Annotated in this window: 24 protein-coding genes; 14 read left to right on the forward strand and 10 right to left on the reverse strand. The window is 37.8% G+C overall.

The window, feature by feature from the left end; genetic code table 11:
* The 3 genes from AC4FQ5_RS18180 to AC4FQ5_RS18190 form a co-directional block, all read left to right on the forward strand.
* Positions 1-1,543, forward strand: a 1,543-nt coding sequence (locus AC4FQ5_RS18180) for an RHS repeat domain-containing protein (RefSeq protein ID WP_491145639.1), incomplete at its 5' end; no start/stop codon positions are given.
* Positions 1,540-1,794 (forward strand): hypothetical protein, encoded by a 255-nt coding sequence (locus AC4FQ5_RS18185; protein ID WP_491145640.1) that lies wholly within the window; start codon positions 1,540-1,542, stop codon positions 1,792-1,794. The genes AC4FQ5_RS18180 and AC4FQ5_RS18185, both read left to right, overlap by 4 nt.
* 841 nt (positions 1,795-2,635) lie before the next feature.
* Entirely contained in the window at positions 2,636-3,484 is an 849-nt protein-coding gene (locus AC4FQ5_RS18190) for a hypothetical protein (protein WP_491145642.1), read from the forward strand.
* 825 nt (positions 3,485-4,309) lie between these two features.
* Here the strand turns inward: AC4FQ5_RS18190 and AC4FQ5_RS18195 are convergent.
* The 3 genes from AC4FQ5_RS18195 to AC4FQ5_RS18205 all read right to left on the reverse strand — a co-directional run bounded on the left by AC4FQ5_RS18195 (position 4,310) and on the right by AC4FQ5_RS18205 (position 6,524).
* Positions 4,310-4,564, reverse strand: coding sequence for a DUF6520 family protein (locus tag AC4FQ5_RS18195; RefSeq protein WP_491145644.1), 255 nt, complete (start codon positions 4,562-4,564; stop codon positions 4,310-4,312).
* Positions 4,565-4,615: 51 nt separating this feature from the next.
* A complete protein-coding gene (locus tag AC4FQ5_RS18200; protein ID WP_491145645.1) occupies positions 4,616-6,100 on the reverse strand; it encodes a MauE/DoxX family redox-associated membrane protein in 1,485 nt (494 codons plus the stop codon).
* Between the two features lie 202 nt (positions 6,101-6,302).
* A complete protein-coding gene (locus AC4FQ5_RS18205) occupies positions 6,303-6,524 on the reverse strand; it encodes a hypothetical protein (protein WP_491145646.1) in 222 nt (73 codons plus the stop codon).
* A 277-nt stretch (positions 6,525-6,801) separates the two neighbouring features.
* Here AC4FQ5_RS18205 and AC4FQ5_RS18210 point away from each other — a divergent pair, with 277 nt between their 5' ends.
* Entirely contained in the window at positions 6,802-8,511 is a 1,710-nt protein-coding gene (locus AC4FQ5_RS18210) for a helix-turn-helix domain-containing protein (RefSeq protein WP_491145648.1), read from the forward strand.
* Between the two features lie 46 nt (positions 8,512-8,557).
* Complete coding sequence (locus AC4FQ5_RS18215) at positions 8,558-9,403, forward strand: RteC domain-containing protein (protein WP_491145650.1); 846 nt, start codon at positions 8,558-8,560, stop codon at positions 9,401-9,403.
* A 46-nt stretch (positions 9,404-9,449) separates the two neighbouring features.
* Here AC4FQ5_RS18215 and mobC read toward each other — a convergent pair whose 3' ends face one another.
* The 3 genes from mobC to AC4FQ5_RS18230 all read right to left on the reverse strand — a co-directional run bounded on the left by mobC (position 9,450) and on the right by AC4FQ5_RS18230 (position 11,875).
* Entirely contained in the window at positions 9,450-11,450 is a 2,001-nt protein-coding gene (gene mobC, locus AC4FQ5_RS18220) for a conjugal transfer protein MobC (protein ID WP_491145652.1), read from the reverse strand.
* Positions 11,451-11,516: 66 nt separating this feature from the next.
* On the reverse strand, positions 11,517-11,702 hold the full coding sequence (locus tag AC4FQ5_RS18225) for a hypothetical protein (protein ID WP_491145654.1): 186 nt from the start codon (positions 11,700-11,702) through the stop codon (positions 11,517-11,519).
* Positions 11,703-11,719: 17 nt separating this feature from the next.
* The gene (locus AC4FQ5_RS18230) at positions 11,720-11,875 is read right to left on the reverse strand and encodes a hypothetical protein (protein WP_491145656.1); all 156 of its coding nucleotides are present in this window, start codon (positions 11,873-11,875) and stop codon (positions 11,720-11,722) included.
* 477 nt (positions 11,876-12,352) lie between these two features.
* Between AC4FQ5_RS18230 and AC4FQ5_RS18235 the strand changes: the two genes are divergently transcribed.
* Together AC4FQ5_RS18235 and AC4FQ5_RS18240 are read left to right on the forward strand one after the other, a co-directional pair.
* On the forward strand, positions 12,353-13,111 hold the full coding sequence (locus AC4FQ5_RS18235; RefSeq protein ID WP_491145658.1) for an SDR family oxidoreductase: 759 nt from the start codon (positions 12,353-12,355) through the stop codon (positions 13,109-13,111).
* Positions 13,112-13,131: 20 nt separating this feature from the next.
* Complete coding sequence (locus AC4FQ5_RS18240) at positions 13,132-14,052, forward strand: helix-turn-helix domain-containing protein (protein WP_491145659.1); 921 nt, start codon at positions 13,132-13,134, stop codon at positions 14,050-14,052.
* A gap of 51 nt (positions 14,053-14,103) precedes the next feature.
* On the opposite strand, the gene mobB is transcribed toward AC4FQ5_RS18240, so the two are convergent.
* Positions 14,104-15,390 carry a conjugal transfer protein MobB gene (mobB, locus tag AC4FQ5_RS18245; RefSeq protein ID WP_491145661.1) on the reverse strand — a complete coding sequence of 429 codons (1,287 nt, stop codon included), beginning with the start codon at positions 15,388-15,390 and terminating at the stop codon, positions 14,104-14,106.
* Between the two features lies 1 nt (position 15,391).
* The gene (gene mobA / locus AC4FQ5_RS18250) at positions 15,392-15,829 is read right to left on the reverse strand and encodes a conjugal transfer protein MobA (RefSeq protein WP_491145663.1); all 438 of its coding nucleotides are present in this window, start codon (positions 15,827-15,829) and stop codon (positions 15,392-15,394) included.
* Between the two features lie 672 nt (positions 15,830-16,501).
* Here mobA and AC4FQ5_RS18255 point away from each other — a divergent pair.
* Genes AC4FQ5_RS18255 through AC4FQ5_RS18265 form a run of 3 tightly spaced genes read left to right on the forward strand, consistent with a single transcriptional unit; the run spans position 16,502 to position 18,304 of the window.
* A complete protein-coding gene (locus AC4FQ5_RS18255) occupies positions 16,502-17,269 on the forward strand; it encodes a ParA family protein (RefSeq protein ID WP_491145664.1) in 768 nt (255 codons plus the stop codon).
* A gap of 4 nt (positions 17,270-17,273) precedes the next feature.
* A complete protein-coding gene (locus tag AC4FQ5_RS18260; RefSeq protein ID WP_491145665.1) occupies positions 17,274-17,669 on the forward strand; it encodes a DUF3408 domain-containing protein in 396 nt (131 codons plus the stop codon).
* 11 nt (positions 17,670-17,680) lie between these two features.
* A complete protein-coding gene (locus tag AC4FQ5_RS18265) occupies positions 17,681-18,304 on the forward strand; it encodes a hypothetical protein (protein WP_491145667.1) in 624 nt (207 codons plus the stop codon).
* Between the two features lie 19 nt (positions 18,305-18,323).
* Here AC4FQ5_RS18265 and AC4FQ5_RS18270 read toward each other — a convergent pair whose 3' ends face one another.
* Both AC4FQ5_RS18270 and AC4FQ5_RS18275 read right to left on the reverse strand, forming a co-directional pair.
* Positions 18,324-20,033 carry a hypothetical protein gene (locus tag AC4FQ5_RS18270; protein WP_491145669.1) on the reverse strand — a complete coding sequence of 570 codons (1,710 nt, stop codon included), beginning with the start codon at positions 20,031-20,033 and terminating at the stop codon, positions 18,324-18,326.
* A gap of 216 nt (positions 20,034-20,249) precedes the next feature.
* On the reverse strand, positions 20,250-20,516 hold the full coding sequence (locus tag AC4FQ5_RS18275; RefSeq protein ID WP_491145671.1) for a DUF5675 family protein: 267 nt from the start codon (positions 20,514-20,516) through the stop codon (positions 20,250-20,252).
* 309 nt (positions 20,517-20,825) lie between these two features.
* On the opposite strand from AC4FQ5_RS18275, the gene AC4FQ5_RS18280 reads away from it, so the two are divergent.
* From AC4FQ5_RS18280 to AC4FQ5_RS18295, 4 genes are read left to right on the forward strand one after another with little or no spacing between them, the layout of a single operon-like run.
* Positions 20,826-21,131, forward strand: a complete 306-nt coding sequence (locus AC4FQ5_RS18280; protein ID WP_491145673.1) for a DUF4134 domain-containing protein — start codon at positions 20,826-20,828, stop codon at positions 21,129-21,131.
* Positions 21,132-21,142: 11 nt separating this feature from the next.
* A complete protein-coding gene (locus AC4FQ5_RS18285) occupies positions 21,143-21,475 on the forward strand; it encodes a DUF4133 domain-containing protein (protein WP_491145674.1) in 333 nt (110 codons plus the stop codon).
* Entirely contained in the window at positions 21,472-23,979 is a 2,508-nt protein-coding gene (locus tag AC4FQ5_RS18290) for a TraG family conjugative transposon ATPase (RefSeq protein ID WP_491145676.1), read from the forward strand. The genes AC4FQ5_RS18285 and AC4FQ5_RS18290 overlap by 4 nt, the downstream gene beginning before the upstream one ends.
* 23 nt (positions 23,980-24,002) lie before the next feature.
* Positions 24,003-24,635, forward strand: a complete 633-nt coding sequence (locus AC4FQ5_RS18295; RefSeq protein ID WP_491145678.1) for a DUF4141 domain-containing protein — start codon at positions 24,003-24,005, stop codon at positions 24,633-24,635.
* The last annotated feature ends 1 nt before the right edge of the window (position 24,636 follow it).

Consider the following 24,636-nt stretch of genomic DNA (forward strand, 5'->3'; position numbering starts at 1 on the left):
AGGAAATACCATTTCTTATGACTTAAACGGGAACATGACCAGTCATCTAGATAAAGGAATTCTTGAAATAAAATATAGTGAGCTGAATCTGCCATCTTATATAAAATTTAATAATTTTGTACAAAGAGTTGGCGGTGATGTATACCGGAACCTGAGCTATTCTTATCGCGCAGATGGAGTAAAAATAAAAAAGACACACCATTATTTCTCAGGAAGAAACAGAGCAGATGCTTTTGCAGTTACAGAATACATTGACGGATTTCAATATAGTGAAGATACCGCAAATATTGGCCTTGCCGGGCAGAACTTAAAGTTTTTTTCAACTTCAGAAGGATATTTTGATTATCAGAATAATCGTTATATTTACCATTACATAGACCACTTAGGAAATGTGAGAGTCAGCTTTACTAGAGAAGGCGGCACGGCGATCATTGTAGAGCAAAACGATTATTATGCATTTGGGTTAAAACACGGCGGTCCTACTGTTGATCTTAACGGAGTGAACTACAAGTATCAATACAACGGTAAAGAATATCAGCAGGAAACCGGCATGTATGATTACGGTGCAAGATTCTATATGCCTGATTTGGGAAGATGGGGTGTTGTAGATCCTTTGGCAGAAATGAATACCAGATTCTCACCGTACCATTATGCAGCCAACAACCCGATGAGATTTATCGATCCTGATGGAAGAAATGCAATGGATACGATGATGCAGCTTGGCGGAACGTGGCAGAATGTAGGATATGGTTACTTTAATGCTGAACTCGGGAAATACATCGATTACGAAGGAAATGTGATGAATGCTGCTCAGGTTCTGGAATCAAGAGCCTTTATTAACGGCGGTGGTGGAGCTGGAAGTGGTGCTGTAGATGTTGTTCTGCAAGAACTAGTGATGACTGGTAAGGGCAGTAAAAAAACGTTTAATAACTTTGAAAATCTGGACTATAATAGATTTATCCTGTCAAACAGTATATTAGGAGCTTTAGGAAACTGGAATTATGATGTTAACAGTGCCAACATGGGACAATACATCATGAACTCTAAAGCCTCTATGGAGGTGGCAGCGGTTGAAAGATTCTTATTTATTGATATACCTTTGTCTTTTGCGGGTGGGGAACTTCTTGCTGCTGGATGGAGAGCTGGTAATTTTAGTAAACTTGGACTCAATTTATATTCAAGAATTATCTCTTCAAATACAAATAGAGTTTTTTGGTCTGGAGGTCGAGATGTATTAAAAGCAGCAATGCAATATGCTGAAAATAACGGAGCTATTACTCTAGAAATGACAAAGGTAGGAAAAGGATTAAGTTCTTTTGGCAATGTATTGGAGAAAGTTGTTGGAAGAGAGACGTCTTGGAAAATAATGGAACCAGTATGGAAAACAACATCCAAAGCTTATGCAACCGGAACAAAAGGTGTTGTACAAGTTTTTCATAATGCTACATATGGTATTAGAATAGACAGCGTTTGGGGAACAACAGAATATGGAATTTTAAATGGAAGAAATCCGATAATATATAATAACGTTTTTATACCATGATAGATATAAAAAAAACAAAAATTTATTTTTCATATAAAGGTAATATTGATGCCTATGCTAGGGCTACGATTAATCGTCAACCTGAAATTACTACTAAAGAATGGATGATGATTGATAGTTTTGTTCAAGACACATTGCTTATAAAAAGAAATAAAGCTTCAACTACTTTTGCTGAAAAGTTGTTTGAAAAAATGAATGAGTATTGTGAAAATAAAGAAGTAATTGATTATATATTACAAAAGGTAAAATGATTGTTATACTCAAATATAAATCTTATGACTACTATCACGAAATTTGGTAATGTTCCAAGTTAATGATGGGCATTAAAAAAAATACAACTCGCTGATTTTCAATGTCTATTAATAATTATAAATAAGAGTAGGCATTCCCTACTCTTGTTTATTTTTGGCGATAAAAACATATCTAAATGACTGAAGATCATTCCTCGTGTATCAGAATTAGTGATGAGCTAATATTATTTAATTTTTATTTTTAATCAAATTATTTAAATTTACCTAAAAATATTACCAAAAACTCTGAAGTTAGCAGTTATACCTACAGAGCAGACGGAGTAAAAGTAAAGAAGCTCTTTAACGGTTTAGAAACAGATTATCTGGACGGTTTTCAGTATAAGTTTACCCATGCCTGGGAAGCTCCTTCGGGAACGATGACCAGTGTTGAGATGAAACTGAGAATCATCCCTACATCAGAAGGATATTATGATGCTTTGCGGAATGCTTATTTTTACAATTATACCGATCATTTAGATAGGCGAGTAAAAGAAAATCTTTTACGAAGACTACGAACGTAGTTCAGTAAGAGTAAGCTACAGTGACAGAGACGGTAATGATGAAGTGACGGGTGATATTGTAGTAAACAATTGTTATGATACTCCGGACGGACAGATATGTAACAATTACATTATCACAGGCGAAACGGAAGGGGTTACCAATTACTATCCTTTGGAATGATGGACACCATTGAGTACAACATTTTTGATAATGCCTACCTATATAAGTACAACGGTAAAGAACTCCAAGAGACGGGAATGTATGACTACGGAGCAAGAATGTACATGCCGGATATCGGTAGATGGGGGGCATAGACCCGCTGGCCGAAAAAGCCCAAGATTGGACTTCGTATCGATATGCCTTTAACAATCCAATAAAATATTTGGATACAAGCGGCTTATACGAAACTGATGGTCATTTTTGGACTGTTTATTTAATGGCAACTATGATGGGTAGAAAAGATGCTTACACATTAGTATATTATGCTGAAGCTCCTGACAATATAATGGCTAGAAATGGTGAAGTAATTTCTACTGTTGGTTTTATGGGCTTACCGACCTCCAAATCAATACAGAAGAGTACACATGCATTCATTGGGGGTTCCTCCCAAAATGCACGTAATATTGCATATAATATGTTATATAATGCTAGTAATAATGAAGACATTGGAACTGCTCTACATTATTATGGCGATAGTTATGCTCATTCTCAACTTGGCAATGAAGAAATGATGTATTCTCCGGGAGCGGGTCATCTGGGAGATTGGCACGATCCAGATTATATTTCTAAGAGACCAGAATTGTATCTTGACTACGTAAATAATTTATCAAACGCATTAGGTTCTAAAATTGGTGGAGGAAAAATTGATATGTTTACATTCAATTACGTTGCAAGTAGTGGTGGAACTACTGAGCAAAATAGTGCAGTTTTTGAAACTGAAATAAGAATCAGGGAGGGAGCTCGCACATTCTCCGTAGCAGGTAATCAAGTTGGAGTGATTAATAATTATATGAAAGCGAGAAATGGTCATTTTAGAGGACAGGCTAAATCAAATGTAATTAATACAAATGTCGATATGTATAAGAGAAATAAAAAAGGAGAATGGGAGAAGACAACCGGAAATAGAACTTTTGTAACTTTTGCCCAATAAAAAAACATTATGAAACAAAAATTTTTATTCAGTTTGTTATTTCATGTGCTGTTCTCAGTATTATCCTTCATTTTAATAAAATTATTTTTACATGATTTCGATCAAGAAATGTATTCTTATTTTTTTTACTTTTGTATCGGATATTGTCTTGTGAATTTAATATCTATGCTATTATTAATGCTATTATTACCTAAAGCAGTCAGTAAAAGTTTACTATATTTATGTGTTTTTTTATTATCAACTTTTGTATTAAACTTCTATTCATTTTTTATATTTAAAAAGATTTTATTTTTAGATATCTTTGATACAATGTACAAATCTAGTAGTGGTATCGCACTAATATTACATATAAGTATTTTGCTTTCAATTCTGACTATTTCTTTCAAAAAAGATTACTTAACTTAAAAATTCAATGTACATGGCTAATAACGATGACAATTGATCTAAATAACTAATAACAATTTCAAAACCTCAATTCTGCCGTTTTGTACTCTACTGCTCTAAGTTATAAACTTGGAGCAGTAAATAAGCAAAATTTCTGAAATTTTAATTTCTTTATTGATGTAATGCTAGCCTTGTCTATATATTATCACTAAAAAAAACTTAGAAGCACTTATCAAGTTGATAGATTAGTCAATGTTAGGCAATTTAAAAATTTTCACACAATAAGATAATATTGTCACAAAATGCAAAGTTGTCATTGATCCGATGATAATGAATAGTGATAAACTCGAAGTGTCTTGAACCTATGATGTATCAAGATTCTATTTCACAGATATTAAACTACTAAAAAAAGAAGGGATGTTTTTACATCCCTTCACTTTATTACTGAGGTTGAATTTCAAACAAGGTATCACCGCAAGAAGTTTCATCCAACTGTCTCAGGGTCTGCCCGTTGAATGTACAGACCTCAATTCCATTGGTATCACAACTTTTCGGTGTATCCACGCAAGCTGCTTCGCCCATGTTACCTAAACGGTAACCAATTTCAACAGCTTTCTTGCTGTCACTTTTTTTCGCTGCAAAAGCAGCTCCCGTAGCCATTACCATAATGACTGCCGGCATAATGAACTTTTTCATAATAAAAAATGTTAAGTGTGTGCCTACTCTGTAAGGTTTTCGGCTTTCCCTTTATTTTAAAGCTTTCAGGAGACTTTCCCTGAAGCCGTAAGAAATGATTTCAGTTCCGATGATTGCATACAAGTGATCTTCTGTAATCATTAAGCCGCTCACTTTTTTATGATTGCGATCCGGAATATAAACACTGCCCACATAGGTGCGATTCTCAATGTTGTAGATATCAATAATACTTGCTGATTTCCATTTTTTCTTGGATTCATTTTTTCCCATGAGATTTGAGTTGTTGAATAGGTATTTTTTGTAAATCGCCTGCAGCTTATTCACTCTGTAAGATGGTGCACTCATTTTTTTGCGTCCATCAGATAAGGTGGTTGTTTGTATTTTGGCAATTGAAGTCGTATCAATGGTATTCTGGATGAAGTGATCACCAAGATTTTGATTCATTACGATCAACTGATTTCTGTAAGTGTAGGTGTAGATCAGTTTTTCTCGATCTGATTCTGATATCAATAATCCATCAGAATCAAAGATTCCGTCCATCTGTTTTTTTAGTAGTTCAGGATGGAGCTTTACTTTTTTTGCATCATTCAGATCAAGAATTCCCAATGTAAAGGCTGTGGTTCTACCGCTGATCGTACGAAACACCAATCTTGTACTATCTACTACAGCAAGCTGATCAAAATAAGCATCTTTATAACTTATAGTTTCAGCAGCAGAATTACCAATAATTCCTCTGAAAATAACCGGCACGCTTCCATCATGTAAGTAGTAATAAGGTGATTTGATTTGTAATCTTAAATTCTTATACAGGTAAACATAGGTGTCTAATTGTATTTTAAAATCCGAGGATGTGGAAAGATTTTTGGATAGAATTTTTGCTTCTAAAGGACGGGTGATATTTCCTAAAAATATGTTGGTTAGATCTTGACCCGCAAAATAATAGAAGTCACTATCGAGTTCTCTCTTTTCCTGCTCGATCAATCCATTAGGAAAAAACCTTCTCGTAAAATTATTCTCTTTTTTAATAATATGTTCTGATGAAATGAATAGAATAATAACTAATGCAATACTCGATAGATTGCTGATGACAAGGAGGTAAATACTTTTCCTACGAGATAAATTTCTGATTATATTTTCTATATAAATAGCTGCAATTCCAATTAAAACGCAGATTATATTAAATATGAGATGTTCCGTCCAGTTCATTTTCTCCAGAATACCTCCGCATGAGCAGGGAACAAATTCACTGTAGTTTAAGATCAGGAATATATAGATGGTAAAAGCGGACATCAAAGCAGTGGAAGCGTAGAGGCCCGATAATCGGGTCAGCGGAATGGTGAGCATTGCTACGATAATGAATTCAATAAGGATGACACCATAAGAAGTGGCTTCTGCATAGGCAGTTAATAAAGGAGACTGTCCAATCTGCACCTGAAAGTTTTCAAAATCCAGTATTTTGCTGATTGCTGCATAACAAAAAAGCAGTATAAAAAAATAGGTAATCACTTTAACGATTATAGGATATGTCTTTCTCATGGTAGATATTTATAAATTTTAACAGACTTGAATCAATCTCCATTTGATCTTCCTTCCACAATAGTCAGGCATTTTCTCACCCTTCAATAATGTGATTGTCGTTCTAAAATTCCCCATACTTTCCCAAATGCCGCTTTCTGGACATGGTAAGCCTGTGACAACTGATATGGGGGTATGGGGAATCATAAGTCATCTATTTTAATTAATTATTCGGAACAACCCGCCAGTTATCGCCATCTCTTACCGGCGGGTCGGGATCTACAATTTCTTCTGATGTTTTGGCAGAATCTCCTTTCATCATCATAGTTTTTTCAATCTGATCAGATCGATCATCACGTACATTGATTTCCTCATCTCGATGGGTACAGTTTTGCATAAAAACTGAAGCTATCGTTATACTAAAAATTGGGATAAAATTTTTCATTTTTAATTTTTTTGGTTGGTTATCCCGGCCGGATTGAATTAGAATTCTGAAGCCAAAGTTATAGGACGAAAATCCCTGAAAAAACTGTTCTATGGGGCGATTTTAAAATAGGCACGGATCAATTTTAAAATTGATACATCAATAAATTACCTTTTATCGCCTTATCAATCGGTATTCCGTAAAAACAGCCATGGGTAAGGTTTCAGTTCTCCGAAAACTGCTTTATTTAAAGGCAAAATGTTTAATTTTGAGATGGTGAGGTTCTAATAATCAGTACATGAAAAAGTTAAATTACTTTCTCGTCCTATTTTCTGCATTTTCACACCTGCTATTTTCCCAGCAAAAAAAAGAAAAGACGTTCAGTGTGATCAGAAAAAACTACGAAAAAATGACCATTGACGACATGGATGCGATGCCCTATGTGAAGCTGTACATACAGAAGGCTAAAAGTGAAAAAAATCTTCCGAAATTAATTCAGGGATATCGGGACGGTCGGCAGTTTGATTACCACAATAAAATCAAGTATGCTGACAGTGCGATAGCGGTCAGTTTAAAACACGGAACCAAGGACGACATCAGCAAAGATCATCTAAGCAAGGGCATCATCTACTATTTTTATCAAAAAAAATACAAACTGGCTTTGGATGAATATCTGAAGGCATATGATTATTCAAAAGGCTCAAAAGATGACTATCACCATCATAAGGTAATTTATCATCTGGGAATTGTCAAAGAACATTTGGGGTATTATGATGAGGCTTTAGAACACTTTGAAGACTGTGCTGCTTTTTATAGTTTAAGACCCAAGAAGAAACTTCACGACAATGAGCAGTTCAATTACAAAAAGGCTTATCTGAACAGCCTTCATCAGATGACAGTCATAAACCGATACGGTAAAAACTTTAAGAAAAGTGACAGCCTTAGCCAGTTGGGCTATCAATTGACCTTAAATGATCGTGATTTTGCACTTGAAAACTCCTATTTTCTTAAATGCATCGGCATTTCAAAATTTCATAAGAAAAAGTACGCTGAAGCAGAGAAAGACCTGGAAAGAGCACTGCCTGTTATTCTGAAACGAAATGACTTTGCTTGGGCTTCAGTCATTTACTATTATCTGGGCAAAATCTCCGAGGCGCAAAATGATATTGATCGGGCGATCCAGTACTACGGTGAAATTGATATGATCTTCGAAAAGCATGAATTTATACTGCCTGAGGTTTACAGGAGCTATCATTTTCTTATTGAATATTATAAAAATAAAAAAATTGATGAGAGCAAACAGCTTTATTACACCAATCAACTGCTTAAAGCCGACAGTTTAATCTCCAAAGATTACCCTTATCTGTCCTTAAAGCTCCATAAAGATTATGACCGCAAAACATTGATCGAGCAGAAGGACGATCTGGAGAAGACCAGTACAAGAAAAATAAGATTTGCAAAGATCCTCATATTTTCAGGATCAATTGTCCTTGTGCTTTTTGCCGTTCGATACATCAAGGACCGGAAAATAAAAAAACAATATGATCTGCTGCAAAAAAGGATAGCTGACGGTACCTATATTGTCAAAGACATCATACAGGATGAAACCGTTGAAGACACATCACGGAAAACCTCTTTGACACCAGAAATGAGTCTTGAGATCAGGGAAAAACTTGAGAAATTTGAAAAGGAAAAACAATTTTTGAAGAAAGGACTCACCGAAAAGGACGTTGCAGTAAAACTGTCAACCAATTCCCATTACCTGTCGGTCTACATCAATGAACACAAGGGGATGAACTTCAATAAGTATATGGCGGAGCTCAGGATCAACTATATCACCCATCTTCTCAATACCAATAACATGTATCTCCGATTTACCATTGAGGCGCTGGCGAAGGAGTGCGGTATTGCATCTCGCCAGAATTTCTCCAACCTTTTCTTTGATATCAACGGCATACGTCCGACCGACTATATCAAGAAGCGAAAACAGGAGTTGGGGATCAGCTGATTGTAGCATGTATAAACGATTTTTTGTAAATTTCTGAAAAAAGGACATGGTAACAAAAGCTGTTTTTAGAAAAATCACAAAATTACATGACGATCTGGAGTTGAAGATCAATGAAGTGTACGACGATGATCAGGATATGGTCAAGGTCGCAGAGAAGTCCTTGATCATGATCGATGAATCCATCAGAAAGTTAAAGGAGATGATCTCGTCCCATCATTTTGAAACTGTCGCCGAAGAGGTTTACTTCTTTAAAAAACTAAAGCCCCAATTCATTTCAAAATTCATCTACTATTCTACGATTTTAGAACTCGAATCCCACAAACCAAATGCCGGCGACAAGACTTTGAAGAAATACTATGAGGCAGAGCAGGAGAAGCTCAACAATTTTTATCTCGAGCAGGCAGAGTTTTACAGTTATTACCGGCGGGAGGCGACCTATCTCGATCACAAGATATTTGTCAGAAATTCTTACGACCTGAAAATGAAATTGTCGTTCGGTTTTTACAATTTTGACACCAGTTTTACCACTTCTCACGATCATTTGATCGCAAGATTCATTGCCATCCGGCAAATCGACCAGTATCTAAAAAAGCAGCTTCAATACCTAATTAAAAACCCCAATGGCAAAGCTTTGTCGCCATTGGTTTGGTCAGCCTCCAAGGTGGGCTTGATAGAACTGGTTTATGCCCTGTATCAAATGCGGTGTTTTAACGGCGGCAATGTGGAACTCAGTGAGGTCATCAAATTTGTGGAGAAATCTCTGGACACGGACTTGGGGAACTTTCACAAAACGATTTTTGAGATCAGGAACCGTAAACAGGGTCCGACAAAGTTCCTGCATTTGGTCAGTGACCATCTCACTCAGCACTTTATGAATACCGAAGGGGAGTGATTTTTTTTGAAAACCTCAAATGGGATTGGACATTTGAGGTTTTCTTTTAATCTTTATTGATCAGATGTTTGAGATCAGGGTCATTTGAAATTCTTTCCATTTCCTTTTCAATAATGCTGCGGATATCAGCTTTGATGTTCTTGTAGTTGTCTTCAATCTCTTCCCGCATACAGTTATTTCCCTGCTCATCGACAAACGAGCGGATCTGAGGTATTTTTTGATAATCCTTTTCCTCCGCAGAAAGTTTAATGGTGTCAACGACAATCTCCGAATGGAAGATTTTTTGTTCAATTCGTTCATCAAAATTGTCAGAAACCGCACCGACGAAAAATCCCTGTGTCAATGTTGAAATCTTAGAGGCTGGGATCAGGCTGTCCAACTGTGTAGAAATGGACGTTGAAGTGTCATTTCTATTGATGGAGATGCTTTGTCTTTTCTGCAAGACCTTCCCAAACCTCTCTGACAATGATTTAGCGGTTTCGCCGACCACCTGTCCGCTGAAAATATTGCCTACGGTGTTCTGGATCACTTTGCTTTCTTTATCTCCATAGTCCCTTGTCAGCTGGGAGAAATCCTGAAACCCTAAACAAACCGCCACCTTGTTGCTTCTAGCCGTTGCGATCAGATTGTCCAGTCCTCTGAAATAAATCGTAGGAAGTTCATCAATGATGACTGAGCTCTTCAGCTGACCTTTCTTATTGATCAGTTTGACAATTCTTGAATTATACAGTCCCAATGCCGCAGAGTAGATATTCTGGCGATCCGGATTATTGCCTACACATAATATCTTCGGTTCATTCGGATTGTTAATATCCAACGAGAAATCATCTCCTGTCATCACCCAATAGAGTTGCGGAGAGATCATTCGTGACAAAGGGATCTTTGCTGAGGCGATCTGTCCCTGCAATTGATCCTGTGCGCCACCTTGCCAGGCATCCATAAAAGGGGAGAGGTAGTTCTCCAATTCTGAGTAGGAAGTAAGGATCGTAAATACATCCTCATATTTTTTATTCAGCAGTTCAATGGCGTGGGGAAAAGTACAGTATTTACCATCCTCATAAATTTTCAGAAACCAAATGATGGCTGCTAAAAGGATGATCGGGCTTTCCACGAAAAAATCGCCCTGCTTTTGGATCCAGCTTCTGTTCAGATTAAGCATAATGGTGTAAGCGGCCTCATAGGCATCAGAGATGTCCGTCATAAAATCCGGATTCAGCGGATTGCATCGGTGGCTTTTCCTGGGATCATCAAAGTTGATGACGAAGAATTTTGGCTTTACCTTGTACTTGTCACTGTGCTTCAGCAGATGATTATATGCAATGCTGGAAAGGTCATCGAACTTAAAATCGTAGATGTACATCGAGAATCCCTTTTCAATATGCTGTCTGATATAATTATTCACCACTGCATAAGACTTTCCTGAACCCGGAGTGCCCAGCACGATCGTAGCCCTGAAAGGATTGACCACATTGATCCATCCGTGATTCCACTTGCCTTTGTAGTAAAATTTTGTGGGAAGATTGACGGAATATTCGTTTTTCATCAATTTGGTCTCTTGTTGAAAGCTCTCATTCTCGTTATTGAATACATCATCCATTAAGTGATTTTTTAGAAGACGACTCATCCATACGCCTGCCATCAGTAAAGCAATATATCCGAACGAGATCGTAAAGATATAAATGAAAGCGCCAGTTACTGTAGACAGCTTGAGCAACGGAGTATTCAAAAAGAACAGCACAAATCCAATGCCCAAAGCCACGTAAATTTTGGACCAGGTGATCTTTTCGTTCTTCACACCCTTTGTGCCCAAGCAGCTCAATGCCAATAATACCAAGGCAAAGACTTTAGTGTAAAAGGGATGTGAAAAAAGTCCGGCTGTCCGCTGAAAGTTGATCAATATCTTGTTGATCACCGCCAATGTCCAGCCACGTTCTACAAAGAAACCGTAACAGAACCAATGAACGTGCATCAGAACCAAAAGAATACTCACTGCCCGCATAAATGCCATAACCTTGGCAAGTCCTCTTAAATCGTCTTCTCCCTGCATTATTTAAGTTTTAATGTTGGGGCGTGAAATTAGAGGCTGTAAAGAATGGTTATAGTAATGTGGCAGTCATTGACCGGAAGTTGCTAACTTTGTCCATTGTGACTGCTTCAAAATGATGCAGAAAAGTGGCAAAAAATGTGTTAGGAGATTTGCGGTATCAATGGAATCCTTTACCGTGAAAGGTACACCGTGAAGAGGTCCCAATTTCTCACCTTTCAAGACCGCATTTTCCGCAATTTTGGCTTCTTTCATTGCACTTTCTGTAACAGTTACGATGGCATTGATCGATGGATCATAATCTCGATTCGATCCAGATGCGCCTGAACAACTTCTACAGGAGAAACTTCTTTGTCGCGGATCATTTTTGCCAAGGTTGTAGCATCCTGGTAGTAGATAGGCAGATTGTTGTTGAGTTTTGTGTCCATTTTTTTTATTTTTTATTGATCAACAATGTTGATTTCTAGGACAAAATTGGGAAAACAAGAACGTTGGAGACAAAGTCATATGACACTAATTCTTAGTGACAATTATCACACACACCCATTTCAGAATGTTTCTATCGCTGCGTTATCCAATTGGAATGGTGAGAATTTGGTCAGTACATACACTAAAACTTACAATTCAGTTATTGAAAAGCCTAAGAAAAATTATCAATAACTAGTTTGTGTGTTTCATAAATTGCTTAGGAACTAGGTATGAAGATGTGTAATCATTCAGCAATTGTTTAAAGACAAAACCAGTCAAAGCCTGCTAGAGTTTAGTTCAAGGTTCAATTAACAAGCATTATCCAACCTTAGCCAAACTAAAAAAATCATGATTTTGTTATCATAAACCGCAATTGGGTTACAAACAACATTGTAGATATGATGACCTTTGTTTCACAAACATTTAAAATAAAAGAAATGAAAAAGGCATTAATTACTGGGGCGAACAAAGGCATTGGTTTTGAAGCAGCAAAACAATTGCTACAGCAAGGCTACTATGTTTATCTGGGTAGCAGAGATTTAAAAAATGGTAAAGAAGCCGTCGAAAAATTAAAAAATGAAGGGCTGAAAAATGTTGAATTGTTAGAAATAGACGTTACCAATCAATATTCGGTAAACAATGCCAAGATAGAGTTGGGCAAGAAAACACAGGTACTGGATGTACTGATCAACAATGCCGGAATCAATGGAATAGAATTCAGCGATGGCAAACCGGTAATGCATACCGCAACAGAAACGGATGTTGAAGTTTACAAGAAAGTCTATGAGGTAAATGTGTATGGTGTGATAAGAGTTACACGAGCGTTCCTGGATTTATTACGAAAATCACCAGCACCTAGAATTGTCAATGTAAGTTCAAGCCAGGGTTCGCTCAATTTACACAGCGATCCAAATTTTATTCACTACAACTTCAAAGGCTCGGTATATCAATCTTCAAAATCGGCCCTAAATATGTACACCATTGTTTTAGCGTATGAGCTGAAGGATTTGCCATTTAAGGTAAATGCTGTCAGCCCAGGTTCTACCAAGACAGATTTTAACCACAATCTGGGGCAAGGTTCTGTTGAAGATGCCGGCAACCGTATTGTAAAATATGCCATCATCGGCGAGGACGGGCCGACAGGTAAATTTTTCTCGGAAGATATGAATACGGATACGGGAGAAATTCCCTGGTAGAAAATCACTAAATTTATGAGATGAAAAAGGACAAAAATATTCCTTACAATTACAATTCACTTACAGAGTTGCATCGGGTGCTTGGGTTACCTAAACCCTTGCACCCGTTGATTAGTTTTTTTGACAATACCGATAGAAAAATAGATTATAGCAACATAGCCGACCTGCGAACTTCGGCGTTTTATAAGATCTCTTACAAGTCAAATCTTACCGGGCAGTTAAAATACGGGCAACATTATTATGACTTTGATGAAGGCGGACTGTTTTTTGTATCGCCCAATCAGGTTACTGCAAACAGCGATAATAACGGCGACCATTCCGGTTATACGTTATTAATTCATCCCGACTTTTTATTGTCTTATCCTTTAGCAAATAAGATAAAGCAGTATGACTTTTTCAGCTATTCTGCCGATGAAGCATTGCATCTTTCAGATAAAGAAAAAGATACCATTATTTCAATTTTTAAAAATATTGATGAAGAATTACAAAGCAGAATTGATGATTTCAGTCAAGATGTAATGATCTCACAGATCGAAACTCTGCTTAATTACAGCAACCGATTTTACAAGAGGCAATTCATCACCCGAAAAAAAGTCAACAACGATGTCTTACAGAAAATGGAGGAAATTTTGGAAGAACTGTTTAAAGATGAAAATCTTTCCATCCAAGGTATTCCGACAGTTCAATATCTTTCAGAAAGCCTCCATCTTTCACCAAATTATTTGAGTGATATGTTGCGCTCTTTGACAGGACAAAGTGCACAACAGCACATCCAGAACAAAATCGTTGAAAAAGCAAAAGAAAAATTATCTATTTCCAAATTATCAATTTCAGAAATAGCCTATGAATTAGGGTTTGAATATTCGCAATCTTTCAGTCGCTTATTTAAAGCTAAAACCAGGCTATCGCCTTTGGTATTCAGAAAGTCTTTTAACAATTAGCCTTTATCACAAAAGGATGCATTTAAGGTAGCTCCGTATTATTTCATACATTTATCTATTTCTTTTGCGTTTCCTTTTCTTCTTCATATTGTTGGCAAAACCCTGTTCCTCATAATCTTCGCCCTGTGCTTCGGGAAATAAAATCCCTAATGCTTCAATCATACCGTCTTCTTGCTTTTCAGAAGAATTAAGGAGGCCGAACAAATAATGCGCTTCTTGCGTAGGAAGATCCGCATCATTTGTTCTTGATGTTTTCGAATGTTGTTTAATTGGTTCCTTAATGTCGGGTTTGATATTATTGTTCCAGCAATCATTAAAGGTATTGGCTGAAAGCTCCTTGCCTAACTGTGAACCGTTCCAAACGGTTTTTGAATTTTGGTCTATAAAGGTGATTCCGTAAATGCGCTTCGCAATATTTCGTCGCACAACTACATCAATGCGTTGTTTGCTTAACTGTTTTTTGAAAGTCTGCTCATCAATTGTTGATTCCAGACCAATGGTAACAGTAGTTTTGATGGTTGGTCTTATCGGGTGGTTTTTTAAAACTTTTTTGCATTTCTCGAAATGCGATTCTAAAAAAGGAAGCCCCGCACTTTTTCCGAACAATGAAGCCTTGAAAGGATTTCCTACTCTTTCGCCTTTCTCACTTAATGGAACGTACAATAAACCTCGCCAATGCCTTCCCATAAATTCTCCCTCCACTTTCTCCACAGTAATATTGAACAGGGAAAGCAGGGCATTGTACTCCCCCAAAGTCTGAAATTTGTAATAGTCTGGCAAATGACGAACGACAGCAGCTATCTGACTTTTCACATCACCGGCCTGATAATTCACCGGGCTGAAAATCTTATCATTCCGCTGATGTTTTTTACCTATTGTCTGTATCAGTCCGTGTTTTCTTTCCAGTTCCCGGCAGACTTTCATTGAGCGAATCTTTTCAAATTGATCAGAGATCTTTTTTCCCTCTTCATCTACACAAACTGAAACGATGTGGATATGACTGCGGTCAATATCGTTATGCTTGAACACAATGAAAGGCTGATCTCCGTAACCCATTTCAGTCATATACTGTTGCGCCATTTCTTTGTATTTTTCATCAGTGACCTCGTCTCTAGGATCGGGGTTTAATGAAATATGCAACGTATGCTTTTCGGTATTTCTATTTGCCAATAGGTATGGTTCAAATGATTTCGCTAATTGAGAAACAGAATAGCTTCCGTCAGCTGTTTCAATCATTTTGTTGGTCATCAGAATTTCTCCCTTTTCCTTTTCAATTTTTTCATTGTTGTAGGATAAGGTACCGTAGAGATTACTGCTTCTTCCAATTTTTGCGATCATTTTATTCTGAATCTTTCAAATGCTTTTCATCAAATTCTTCTGTCAGCCTTTTCACTTTTTTGAAAATATCGACCATTTCTATAGTTTGTTTTTCCAATTTATAGAGAAGAGCGGCCGCCTTTTTCTCAGAAAAATTACTGTATAAAAGTTTCACGATCTGATTATAATTTACTCCAACAGCCCGAAACTGGCTGTGAAATGAGGTCAGTCTCATATAAAAATCTACTGTTCCCTTATCCACTTTAATGGTCTTGATCGTCCTTTCAAAAATGCATGAAGTAATAAAGTGAGCCTTCACTCTCATACCCGACTGGTCAAAAAGTTCAAGAAAGCGGGAATGTTCCTGTTCATTAAATGAGATCGTATATCGAATCTTTGCAGGATCCGCCTTTGGAGGGCGTCCTGTTTTTTTCTGTGGTTTACCATTATGATCATTCATCAGCTATCCAATTAAATTTATAAAACATCGACTTTGGAGATTGTTTTCTGACCCCTGCAAGGGCAAGTTGTTTTGCGCATCCGAAAACGTTTCGAGATGCTCAAAACACAACTTGCCCCTTTCGGGTGAAAGGTCAGTCCTATTAAATGCAATAGATCAGATCCTTCTGATTTATGCTTTGAGATTAAAAAATGGAATAGTAAAAATTTCTCAAGACCATTCCATTCTCCAGTGACAAAGTAATTGACAATGCCTAAAAGTGTATATGCATTAGATAATGCCAAAAACAACCTTTTCCAGCCAAAGACAACAGCTCTGAAACCCGACATTGCGGATATCGGTTATTTGTACAGGAATCTCAGTAGGCGTGCTGTATGTCAAAATTGTTTGAGACCCTGAAGGCAGGCTTTCCAGCTTTTCGGATTGCAAGATTGCCAGAAAGCCAGCAGTACTGACCACAATCAGTCAGGAATTACATCCTGACTGAAGTACAGGAACATTTCACAGCGGTACGCTTGATCGCAAGACTGACTGAAAGCTGATCGTAAAGTTGCACATCAGGAACGCGTTCAGGCTTTAAAGATCTCAGAACGAGCAGATCTCATTCAAACCTGAGCGAAAGCCATCCTGATATTGATTGAAAATAAAGTTTAACTATAAAAATCAAAGAAAATGGAAACAAAAAAGCAACCGCTCATTATTGCCTTTTCGACTCAGAAAGGAGGGGTAGGCAAAAGCACTTTCACAACATTGGTCGCCAGCATCCTGCATTATCGGATGGGATATAATGTTGCAGTATTCGACTGTGATTTTCCGCAATACAGTTTAGTACAAATGCGGGAACGGGATCTGAAGACCGTGATGCAAAATGAGGCACTGAAAAAATTGGCTCACAGGCAATTTACAAGCCTTAATAAAAAAGCATATCCCATTTTTCAAAGTAAGGCCGACACGGTTCTGGAAGAAATGCAGGAGTACACCAATAATTCAGAGACGGCACCCCATGTTATTTTTCTGGATCTTCCCGGAACCGTCAATACAGCAGGTATTTTGCGAACGCTTGCCAGCGTACATTATATCTTTTCTCCGATAGCGGCAGACCGCGTTGTGCTGGAAAGCACATTAAGTTTTACGCATGTGCTCACGAATGTCCTGATGAAAGAAAAACAGACTGCCATTAAGTGCATACAGCTCTTCTGGAATCAGGTAGACGGAAGGGAAAAGACGCTGCTGTATGAAAATTACAGCAAGGTCATCAAGGATCTCGGGCTTCAGCTTATGGAAACTTTCATAAGCGACAGCAAAAGATTCCGTAAGGAAGGAGAAACGGTCGCAAAGACGGTCTTCCGTTCAAGTTTATTGCCTGCAGATCCTAAATTGATGACCTTATGCAGGCTCGACAGTTTTATGGAGGAGTTTTTAAAAATTGTCAATCTGTAGAAGTATGGAAAATGATAAAAAAAACAACGAAGACAATGGTATCGATGAACAATACCTAATGTCCATTATGGCTGGTAGCAACAAGAGGGAATCGCAAAGCCAGGAGTTGGAAGCTCCAAATGAAAAGCCCATGACGAAGCAAAAAATGAAAAATAAAAAAAGCAATGAGCTAAGTTATGTCGAGCAGTTTCTGAGCCATCATTCCATGACAAAACGCGGAGATAAAAGCATTTACATCCGTGCAGAATATCATGAACGACTTTCAAGGATCATCCAGACCATTGCGGATGATCAGATTCCTTTGTACGCTTATGTCGACAATATCCTCGCTCATCACTTTGAAATGTTTGAAAAAGAAATCACAGATGATTTCAACAATAAATACCGTCCCATCTTTTAATACTTAGTTATATGGAAAAAATAATCATAATAAGTCTAATGATCATTATCGTCATTCTGCTTTTGGATAAGAAGTTTTCAAGAAATTACTCCAAGGAAAAAAACACCCATAATCAGCTCGATATGCCTTCTGTTATGGGAGAAACAAAGGCAGAAGAGAGAAAATCAATGTCATTTAATTACGCTCACAACCAAAATTCTCTTATTTTATCGAACCCTGATAATTTTGAATCAGAAACCAAAAAGGAAATTTTCGACAAGAATGATCAGAAGAAAGATCTGGATGACATATTGGTCAAAAATAATGATTGGGAGGAAGAGGAAGAAGACTGGCAATATGTGGATGATTCTGAGATTGAAAGCGGGTTTGCCACAGGGGTTACCTTTCAGGAATTGAGTACTGCGGGACAGATGCTTCAGCAAGATGAGCTGCAGCCTCACTTAGAACAACAAGCAGTTAACATCATTCAAAAAATTCAGGGAACTGAGCTTTTTGATCTTTTAGAAAATTCATTAGGTAACGCTTCAAAACGTATTGCCAATTTACTGAGCCAGAGTATACAGAATGCTGATGAAGTCATTGCTTCCAAACTTAATGATGGAGTAGAAGGTTTCGATATAGGGGAATTTGTTTAAGCAGACTCCCCTTTTATAATTATTCAATATCTGGAACAGCACCTAAAGTAAATTGCATTGACTGTTCTAGATATACGTTAGGGTAACCGGTGGTGGGGACGATAAGTGTAAGATAAATTCTTTCACCAGGCTGATAATTTCTCAATGCCTCTGAAAAGCTTTGCATATCGTACACATCATAAGATCCTATTGATTTAATTAATGTTCCAGGTAAAATATTGTTAAGATGGAAAGCACCACCCACAGTAATTGGGCCTGCAAATATACCTCTTACATTTTGCAATTGCGTGCTGTATCCGTTAAACATATATAGTTGACTATTAAAAGGGACAACATCAATTACACCTATGGTAGCTTTGTATTTTACTTCTTCTTTAGGAATAACAGGCTGCGTCACTGCGTGCTGAACAGAAATGGTTTTGATTTGGCTATAGTTATTTGTCATAGTTGTCATTTCCGAATCGTTTAAGACTCTCTTCAGTGTTGTTTGCCCATTTCCGCTATTATTGCCCCAACGCACTCCATTCGCAATGAACCCAATGTAGTCTTTCTTTCCTAATGCAGCTACTGCAGCTTCAATATTAGGGGTTAAGTTAGGGTCATTTTTTGTTAGGGCTTCTGCATACTTTAAGTGAAAGTCCTGTAATTTATCATTTCCTTCAACTTTAGCGATTTCAGCGGCAGCAAGATGATTTTTAATTGCATCATCCTTTGTTAATTCTGGAAAGAACATTTTTTCAAAAGATTCAATCATATCATCGTCTGCATCATATATTTCTATTCTTGTACTGTTTATTGTTTGATTGGTATACTGGGAAGAGACTTGTTGATTGAATGATGATTTCATTGATTTCTTACTACTGCCGAAACCAAGAAAAGCCCATCCGCTAGATTTTGATGAAGTACTATTTTGGTATGCTTCACTTATTACCTGATTTACAACGGATTTAGCATCAATCTGTGCATTAATAGAACTAACTTTTGAATTCTTAAACTTGTAGCTAACCGTGATATCACCATTTCCACCTGCCAATACATTTTTTACATATTCTGTAGGGTATTCGATTTTAATATTTTTGAAGTTTGCTGATGCAATGTATGTACCTGGTACAATTTTACTATAAATTATTTCTCCACCTGCTTCAACCATAAACTCTACCTCATTTGGGGAAATAATCTGGCTTTGAAAATTGGTATTAAAATCATTAATTAATTGTTGCTGTGGCGTAATAACTTTAGCTTCATATTGATTAGCTAATGAAATAAAATGACTGGTTAGTAAAGGATTCGAATTTAAGTAAGGGCTTAATACCGGTTGACCATTTGTATTCTTAAGAATAGGAGGATAATATCCAAAAATTGTAGTACTTCGTATTGCTGCGCAAATAGATGCTTTTTGGCTTTCAGTCGGTAATATCAATTCCTGGGTTACTGGGATAATTAAAGTACGGACGTCTTTAGAGCTTTGATACGTTTCTTTTCCCTGACTGTCAAGATACTTAATATTATTAATGTCAAACTTAAGAATCGGTAAAATATAAACTTTCCCAACACTGCCTTTAGGAACACTTTCATAAAATCCATGCGTATTATAAGTTGCATACTTTCCATTACCATTTAAGGTAATGTAATTGGTCACAGAAAACTTGTTTGTATTTGGAGGGATTGGTTGTGCTTGAAACAATTCTGTGCTGAAAACTAAGAGAAAAATGACCATGTAATTTTTCATGATTGTTTAATTTAAAGGTTAAAATAATGTTTTTATTGGGAGTACTGATAGGGGTAGAAGTTCCATAAAAGACTTCTCTGAGCTTAGTATATGCTATATTGCTATTAAGTACACTACATGTTGAACGATCCGTTTTCATACCTATTAATAAACATCTTTGATTTGTTGAGTATAGTTTCCCATGTGAATTTGTACACCCTCTCTGTCAGGTACGTTTTAAAGTTGTATTCTCCAATCATCATTATGATCATAGCGCAAAATTCCTTTATAAGACCCTAAAGGAATACAACTTACATTTTTTGAATTATTTTCCCAAGGTAGTTCCAATGTGTGACAAATAACTTTTTTATCAATAATTGAATATCCTGATGTGCAAGTATCAGATGATATTTTTCTTTCAATGGTTATTTCAAAGTTTTTTTGAGCGTCAAGATTCAAAAATAAGAATGTAATAAAAAAGATTGTGAAGAATTTAGTTTTCATGGTATCACTTTTAATAATTTACGTTAAAGCATGTAAGTAATATTTTAAGATGTTTTTCTGGAAGTCATTGTTCTATTAGCTAATAAAGACATATTTATTTCACTGTAAAATTAGTAGTTAACTACATTGACGTCAATACCACTTTTGGGTAATTTTTTTTCACAAATATTTGGTTAATACCAGAGATAGCCCATGTAAGCTAAATACTTCCTTTCAAAGACATATTCTAATAAGCTCGTTTTTCCACAACAAATTTGTTCCTGAGTCCTGCATAGAGCAGTGCTCAATAACCAATTAAATGTTTATAAAATGGAAAAACAGAGAAAAAAACTGTTGTATGCTATGTTAGCAATATTCCTTGCTCCCAGTGCTTTCACACAAGGCAACGGTACCGCAGGGATCAACGAGGCCACACAAATGGTGACCTCTTATTTTGAACCGGCTACCCAATTGATCTATGCGATTGGGGCGGTCGTCGGACTCATTGGAGGGGTCAAGGTGTATAACAAGTTCAGCAGTGGTGATCCCGATACCAGCAAGACCGCTGCCAGCTGGTTTGGTGCATGTATCTTTCTGATCGTGGCTGCAACGATCCTCCGTTCATTCTTCCTTTAAACTGTGTTACTATGAATACCTATCATATCAACAAAGGAATCGGACGAACAGTTGAGTTCAAAGGATTAAAAGCACAATACCTGTTCATTTTTGCAGGGGGATTATTGGGAATACTCGTATGCGTGATGGTCATGTACATGGCTGGCGTCAATACCTATCTCTGCCTTACGATTGGCGGAGCAAGTAGTGCCATACTTATCTGGCAGACCTTCTCACTGAACGGAAAATATGGCGAGCACGGCCTGACGAAGTTAGGCGCTCAAAAAAAGCATCCGAAGTATATCATCAGTCGAAAATTCATCCATCGCTACCTGAAAAATAACCGTCAAAAAGCTTCAGCATGAGAAATACCTCCAAAGCCGCAACCTTAGAGAGTAAATTTCCACTGCTTGCGATAGAAAACGACTGTATTATTTCGAAAGATGCAGATGTCACGGTCTGCTTCAAGGTCATACTACCTGAACTGTTTACGGTGGCATCGGCAGAATATGAAGCGATCCATTCAGCCTGGTTCAAAGCCATTAAAACCCTTCCTGATTTTACGGTCGTACACAAACAGGATTGGTTTATCAAAGAAAACTACAATCCCGATCTGTCAAAAGAAGACCAGAGCTTTCTGTCAAAATCTTTTGAGCGCCATTTCAACGAGAGACCTTTTCTGAATCACTACTGCTATCTGTATATCACGAAGACCAGTAAAGAGAGAATGCGGATGCAGAGCAATTTTTCCTCGCTGTGCAAAGGCAAACTGATCCCAAAAGAGATCAAAGACCGAGAGGTTATCGCCAGATTTATGGAGTCCGTTGATCAGTTTGAAAGGATCATGAATGACAGCGGCTATGTCCATCTGAAACGTATGACCGAAGATGAGATCTCGGGAACCCGAGAGCAGTCAGGATTGCTTGAACAGTATCTTACCTTATCAAAGGAAGTTAATCCGTCTCTACAAGACATCAAGCTCGGATCGGAAGATATGCGCATCGGCAACAATCGGATCAGTATGCATACCTTATCGGATACGGATGATCTGCCCGGTACGGTCTCATCACACAGCCGCTATGAAAAACTCAGCACGGACAGAAGTGACTGCCTGCTTTCGTTTGCTTCTCCGGTAGGACTTCTGTTAAGCTGTAATCATATTTATAACCAATACCTGTTTATTGATAACAGCGATGACAACCTGAGTAAATTTGAAAAGTCCGCCAGAAACATGCATTCACTGGCAAGATACAGCAGGGCGAATCAGATCAACAAGGAATGGATCGAAAAGTATTTGAATGAAGCACACTCTTACGGCCTGCAATCCATCCGTTCGCATTTCAATGTGATGTCATGGTCAGATGATCCTTCCGAACTCAAACAGCTGAAAAATGATACCGGCAGTGCATTGGCACTGATGGAATGCAAACCACGCCACAATACGACGGACACAGCAACCTTGTATTGGGCAGGGATCCCGGGCAATGCAGGTGACTTCCCGAGTGAAGAAAGCTTTTACACGTTCATCGAACCGGCCTTGTGTTTCTTCACGGGGGAAACCAATTATCAGGACTCCCCATCACCGTTCGGGATCAAGATGGCTGACCGGCTGACCGGAAAACCCATTCATCTCGATATCTCCGATCTGCCGATGAAACAGGGAATCATTACCAACCGAAACAAGTTTATCCTTGGACCTTCAGGAAGCGGTAAATCATTTTTCACCAACCATATGGTCAGACAATATTATGAGCAGGGCGCTCATGTGTTGCTGGTCGATACCGGAAATTCCTATCAGGGATTGTGTGAACTCATCAAGGGCAAGACAAAAGGGGAAGACGGCGTATATTTTACCTATACAGAAGACAATCCGATTGCTTTCAATCCATTCTATACCGATGACGGCGTCTTTGATATTGAAAAAAGAGAAAGCATCAAGACCCTGATCCTCACTTTATGGAAAAGGGATGATGAACCACCAAGCCGTTCAGAGGAAGTGGCCTTGTCCAATGCCGTGAGCGGCTATATTGAACAGATCAAACACAGTGGTAAATTTCCTTCATTCAATGGATTCTATGAGTACGTGAAAGATGACTACCAGAAAGTTCTGGAACAAAAGAAAGTCAGGGAAAAGGACTTTGACATCGCCAACTTTCTCAATGTTCTCGAACCTTATTACAAAGGCGGCGAATACGATTATTTGTTGAATTCAGAAAAGCAACTTGACCTGCTGTCCAAACGATTCATCGTGTTTGAGATCGATGCGATCAAAGACCACAAGATCCTGTTCCCGATCGTGACCATCATCATTATGGAGGTCTTCATCAATAAGATGCGAAGGCTCAAGGGCATCAGAAAAGTGATCCTGATCGAAGAAGCCTGGAAAGCAATCGCCAAAGAAGGCATGGCAGAGTATATCAAATACCTGTTCAAGACGGTCAGAAAATTCTTCGGTGAAGCCATCGTAGTGACACAGGAGGTGGATGACATCATCCAGTCTCCGATCGTCAAGGAGAGTATTATCAACAATTCAGACTGTAAGATCCTTTTGGATCAGCGCAAGTATATGAACAAGTTCGATGACATCCAGGCGATGCTTGGACTGACTGACAAGGAAAAATCTCAGGTACTCTCGATCAATATGAACAACGAGCCGAAAAGACTCTACAAGGAAGTCTGGATCGGACTGGGCGGAACACACTCGGCGGTCTACGCTACGGAAGTTTCTACTGAAGAATATCTCGCTTATACCACCGAAGAAACTGAAAAAATGGAAGTGATGAATCTGGCCTCTGAACTTGACGGCAATGTGGAACATGCCATCAAGAGGATCTCTCTCAGGAGGATCAAATCAAACAAACAAAATTAATTAATCATTTAAAATTTATAGCAATGAAAAATTTAATCATTCAAACAGCAATGGTAGCGATTTTCGCTACCGCAACCTATGCCAAAGCACAATTCGTGGTAACCGATCCTGCCAATCTCGCTTCCGGAATTCTGAACAGCGCTAATGAAATTGTGCAGACCTCGTCGACCGTTTCCAATGTCGTTAAAAATTTCAACGAAGTTAAGAAGGTCTATGAACAGGGAAAGGAATATTATGACAAACTGAAAGCCATCAATAATCTGGTCAAAGATGCTAGGAAAGTGCAGCAGACCGTGCTGATGGTCGGAGACGTATCAGAAATATACGTTACCAACTTCAGCAAGATGCTCAATGATCCCAACTTCAATGCTCAGGAACTGACGGCGATCGCCAACGGCTATTCAGCACTATTGACTGAAAGTACGGAACTTTTAAAAGAGCTGAAGGAGATCATTACGGCCAATGGGCTTTCACTCAATGATAAAGAAAGAATGGATGTGATCGACCGGGTTTACAAAGAGGTCAAAGAGTATCATAATCTCGTAAGATATTACACGAACAAGAATATTTCTGTAAGCTACTTAAGAGCAAAAAAACAGAACAATACCCAAAGAGTGTTGGATCTATATGGTACTGCAAACCAAAAATACTGGTAAG

Source organism: Chryseobacterium sp. DT-167, assembly GCF_058310155.1.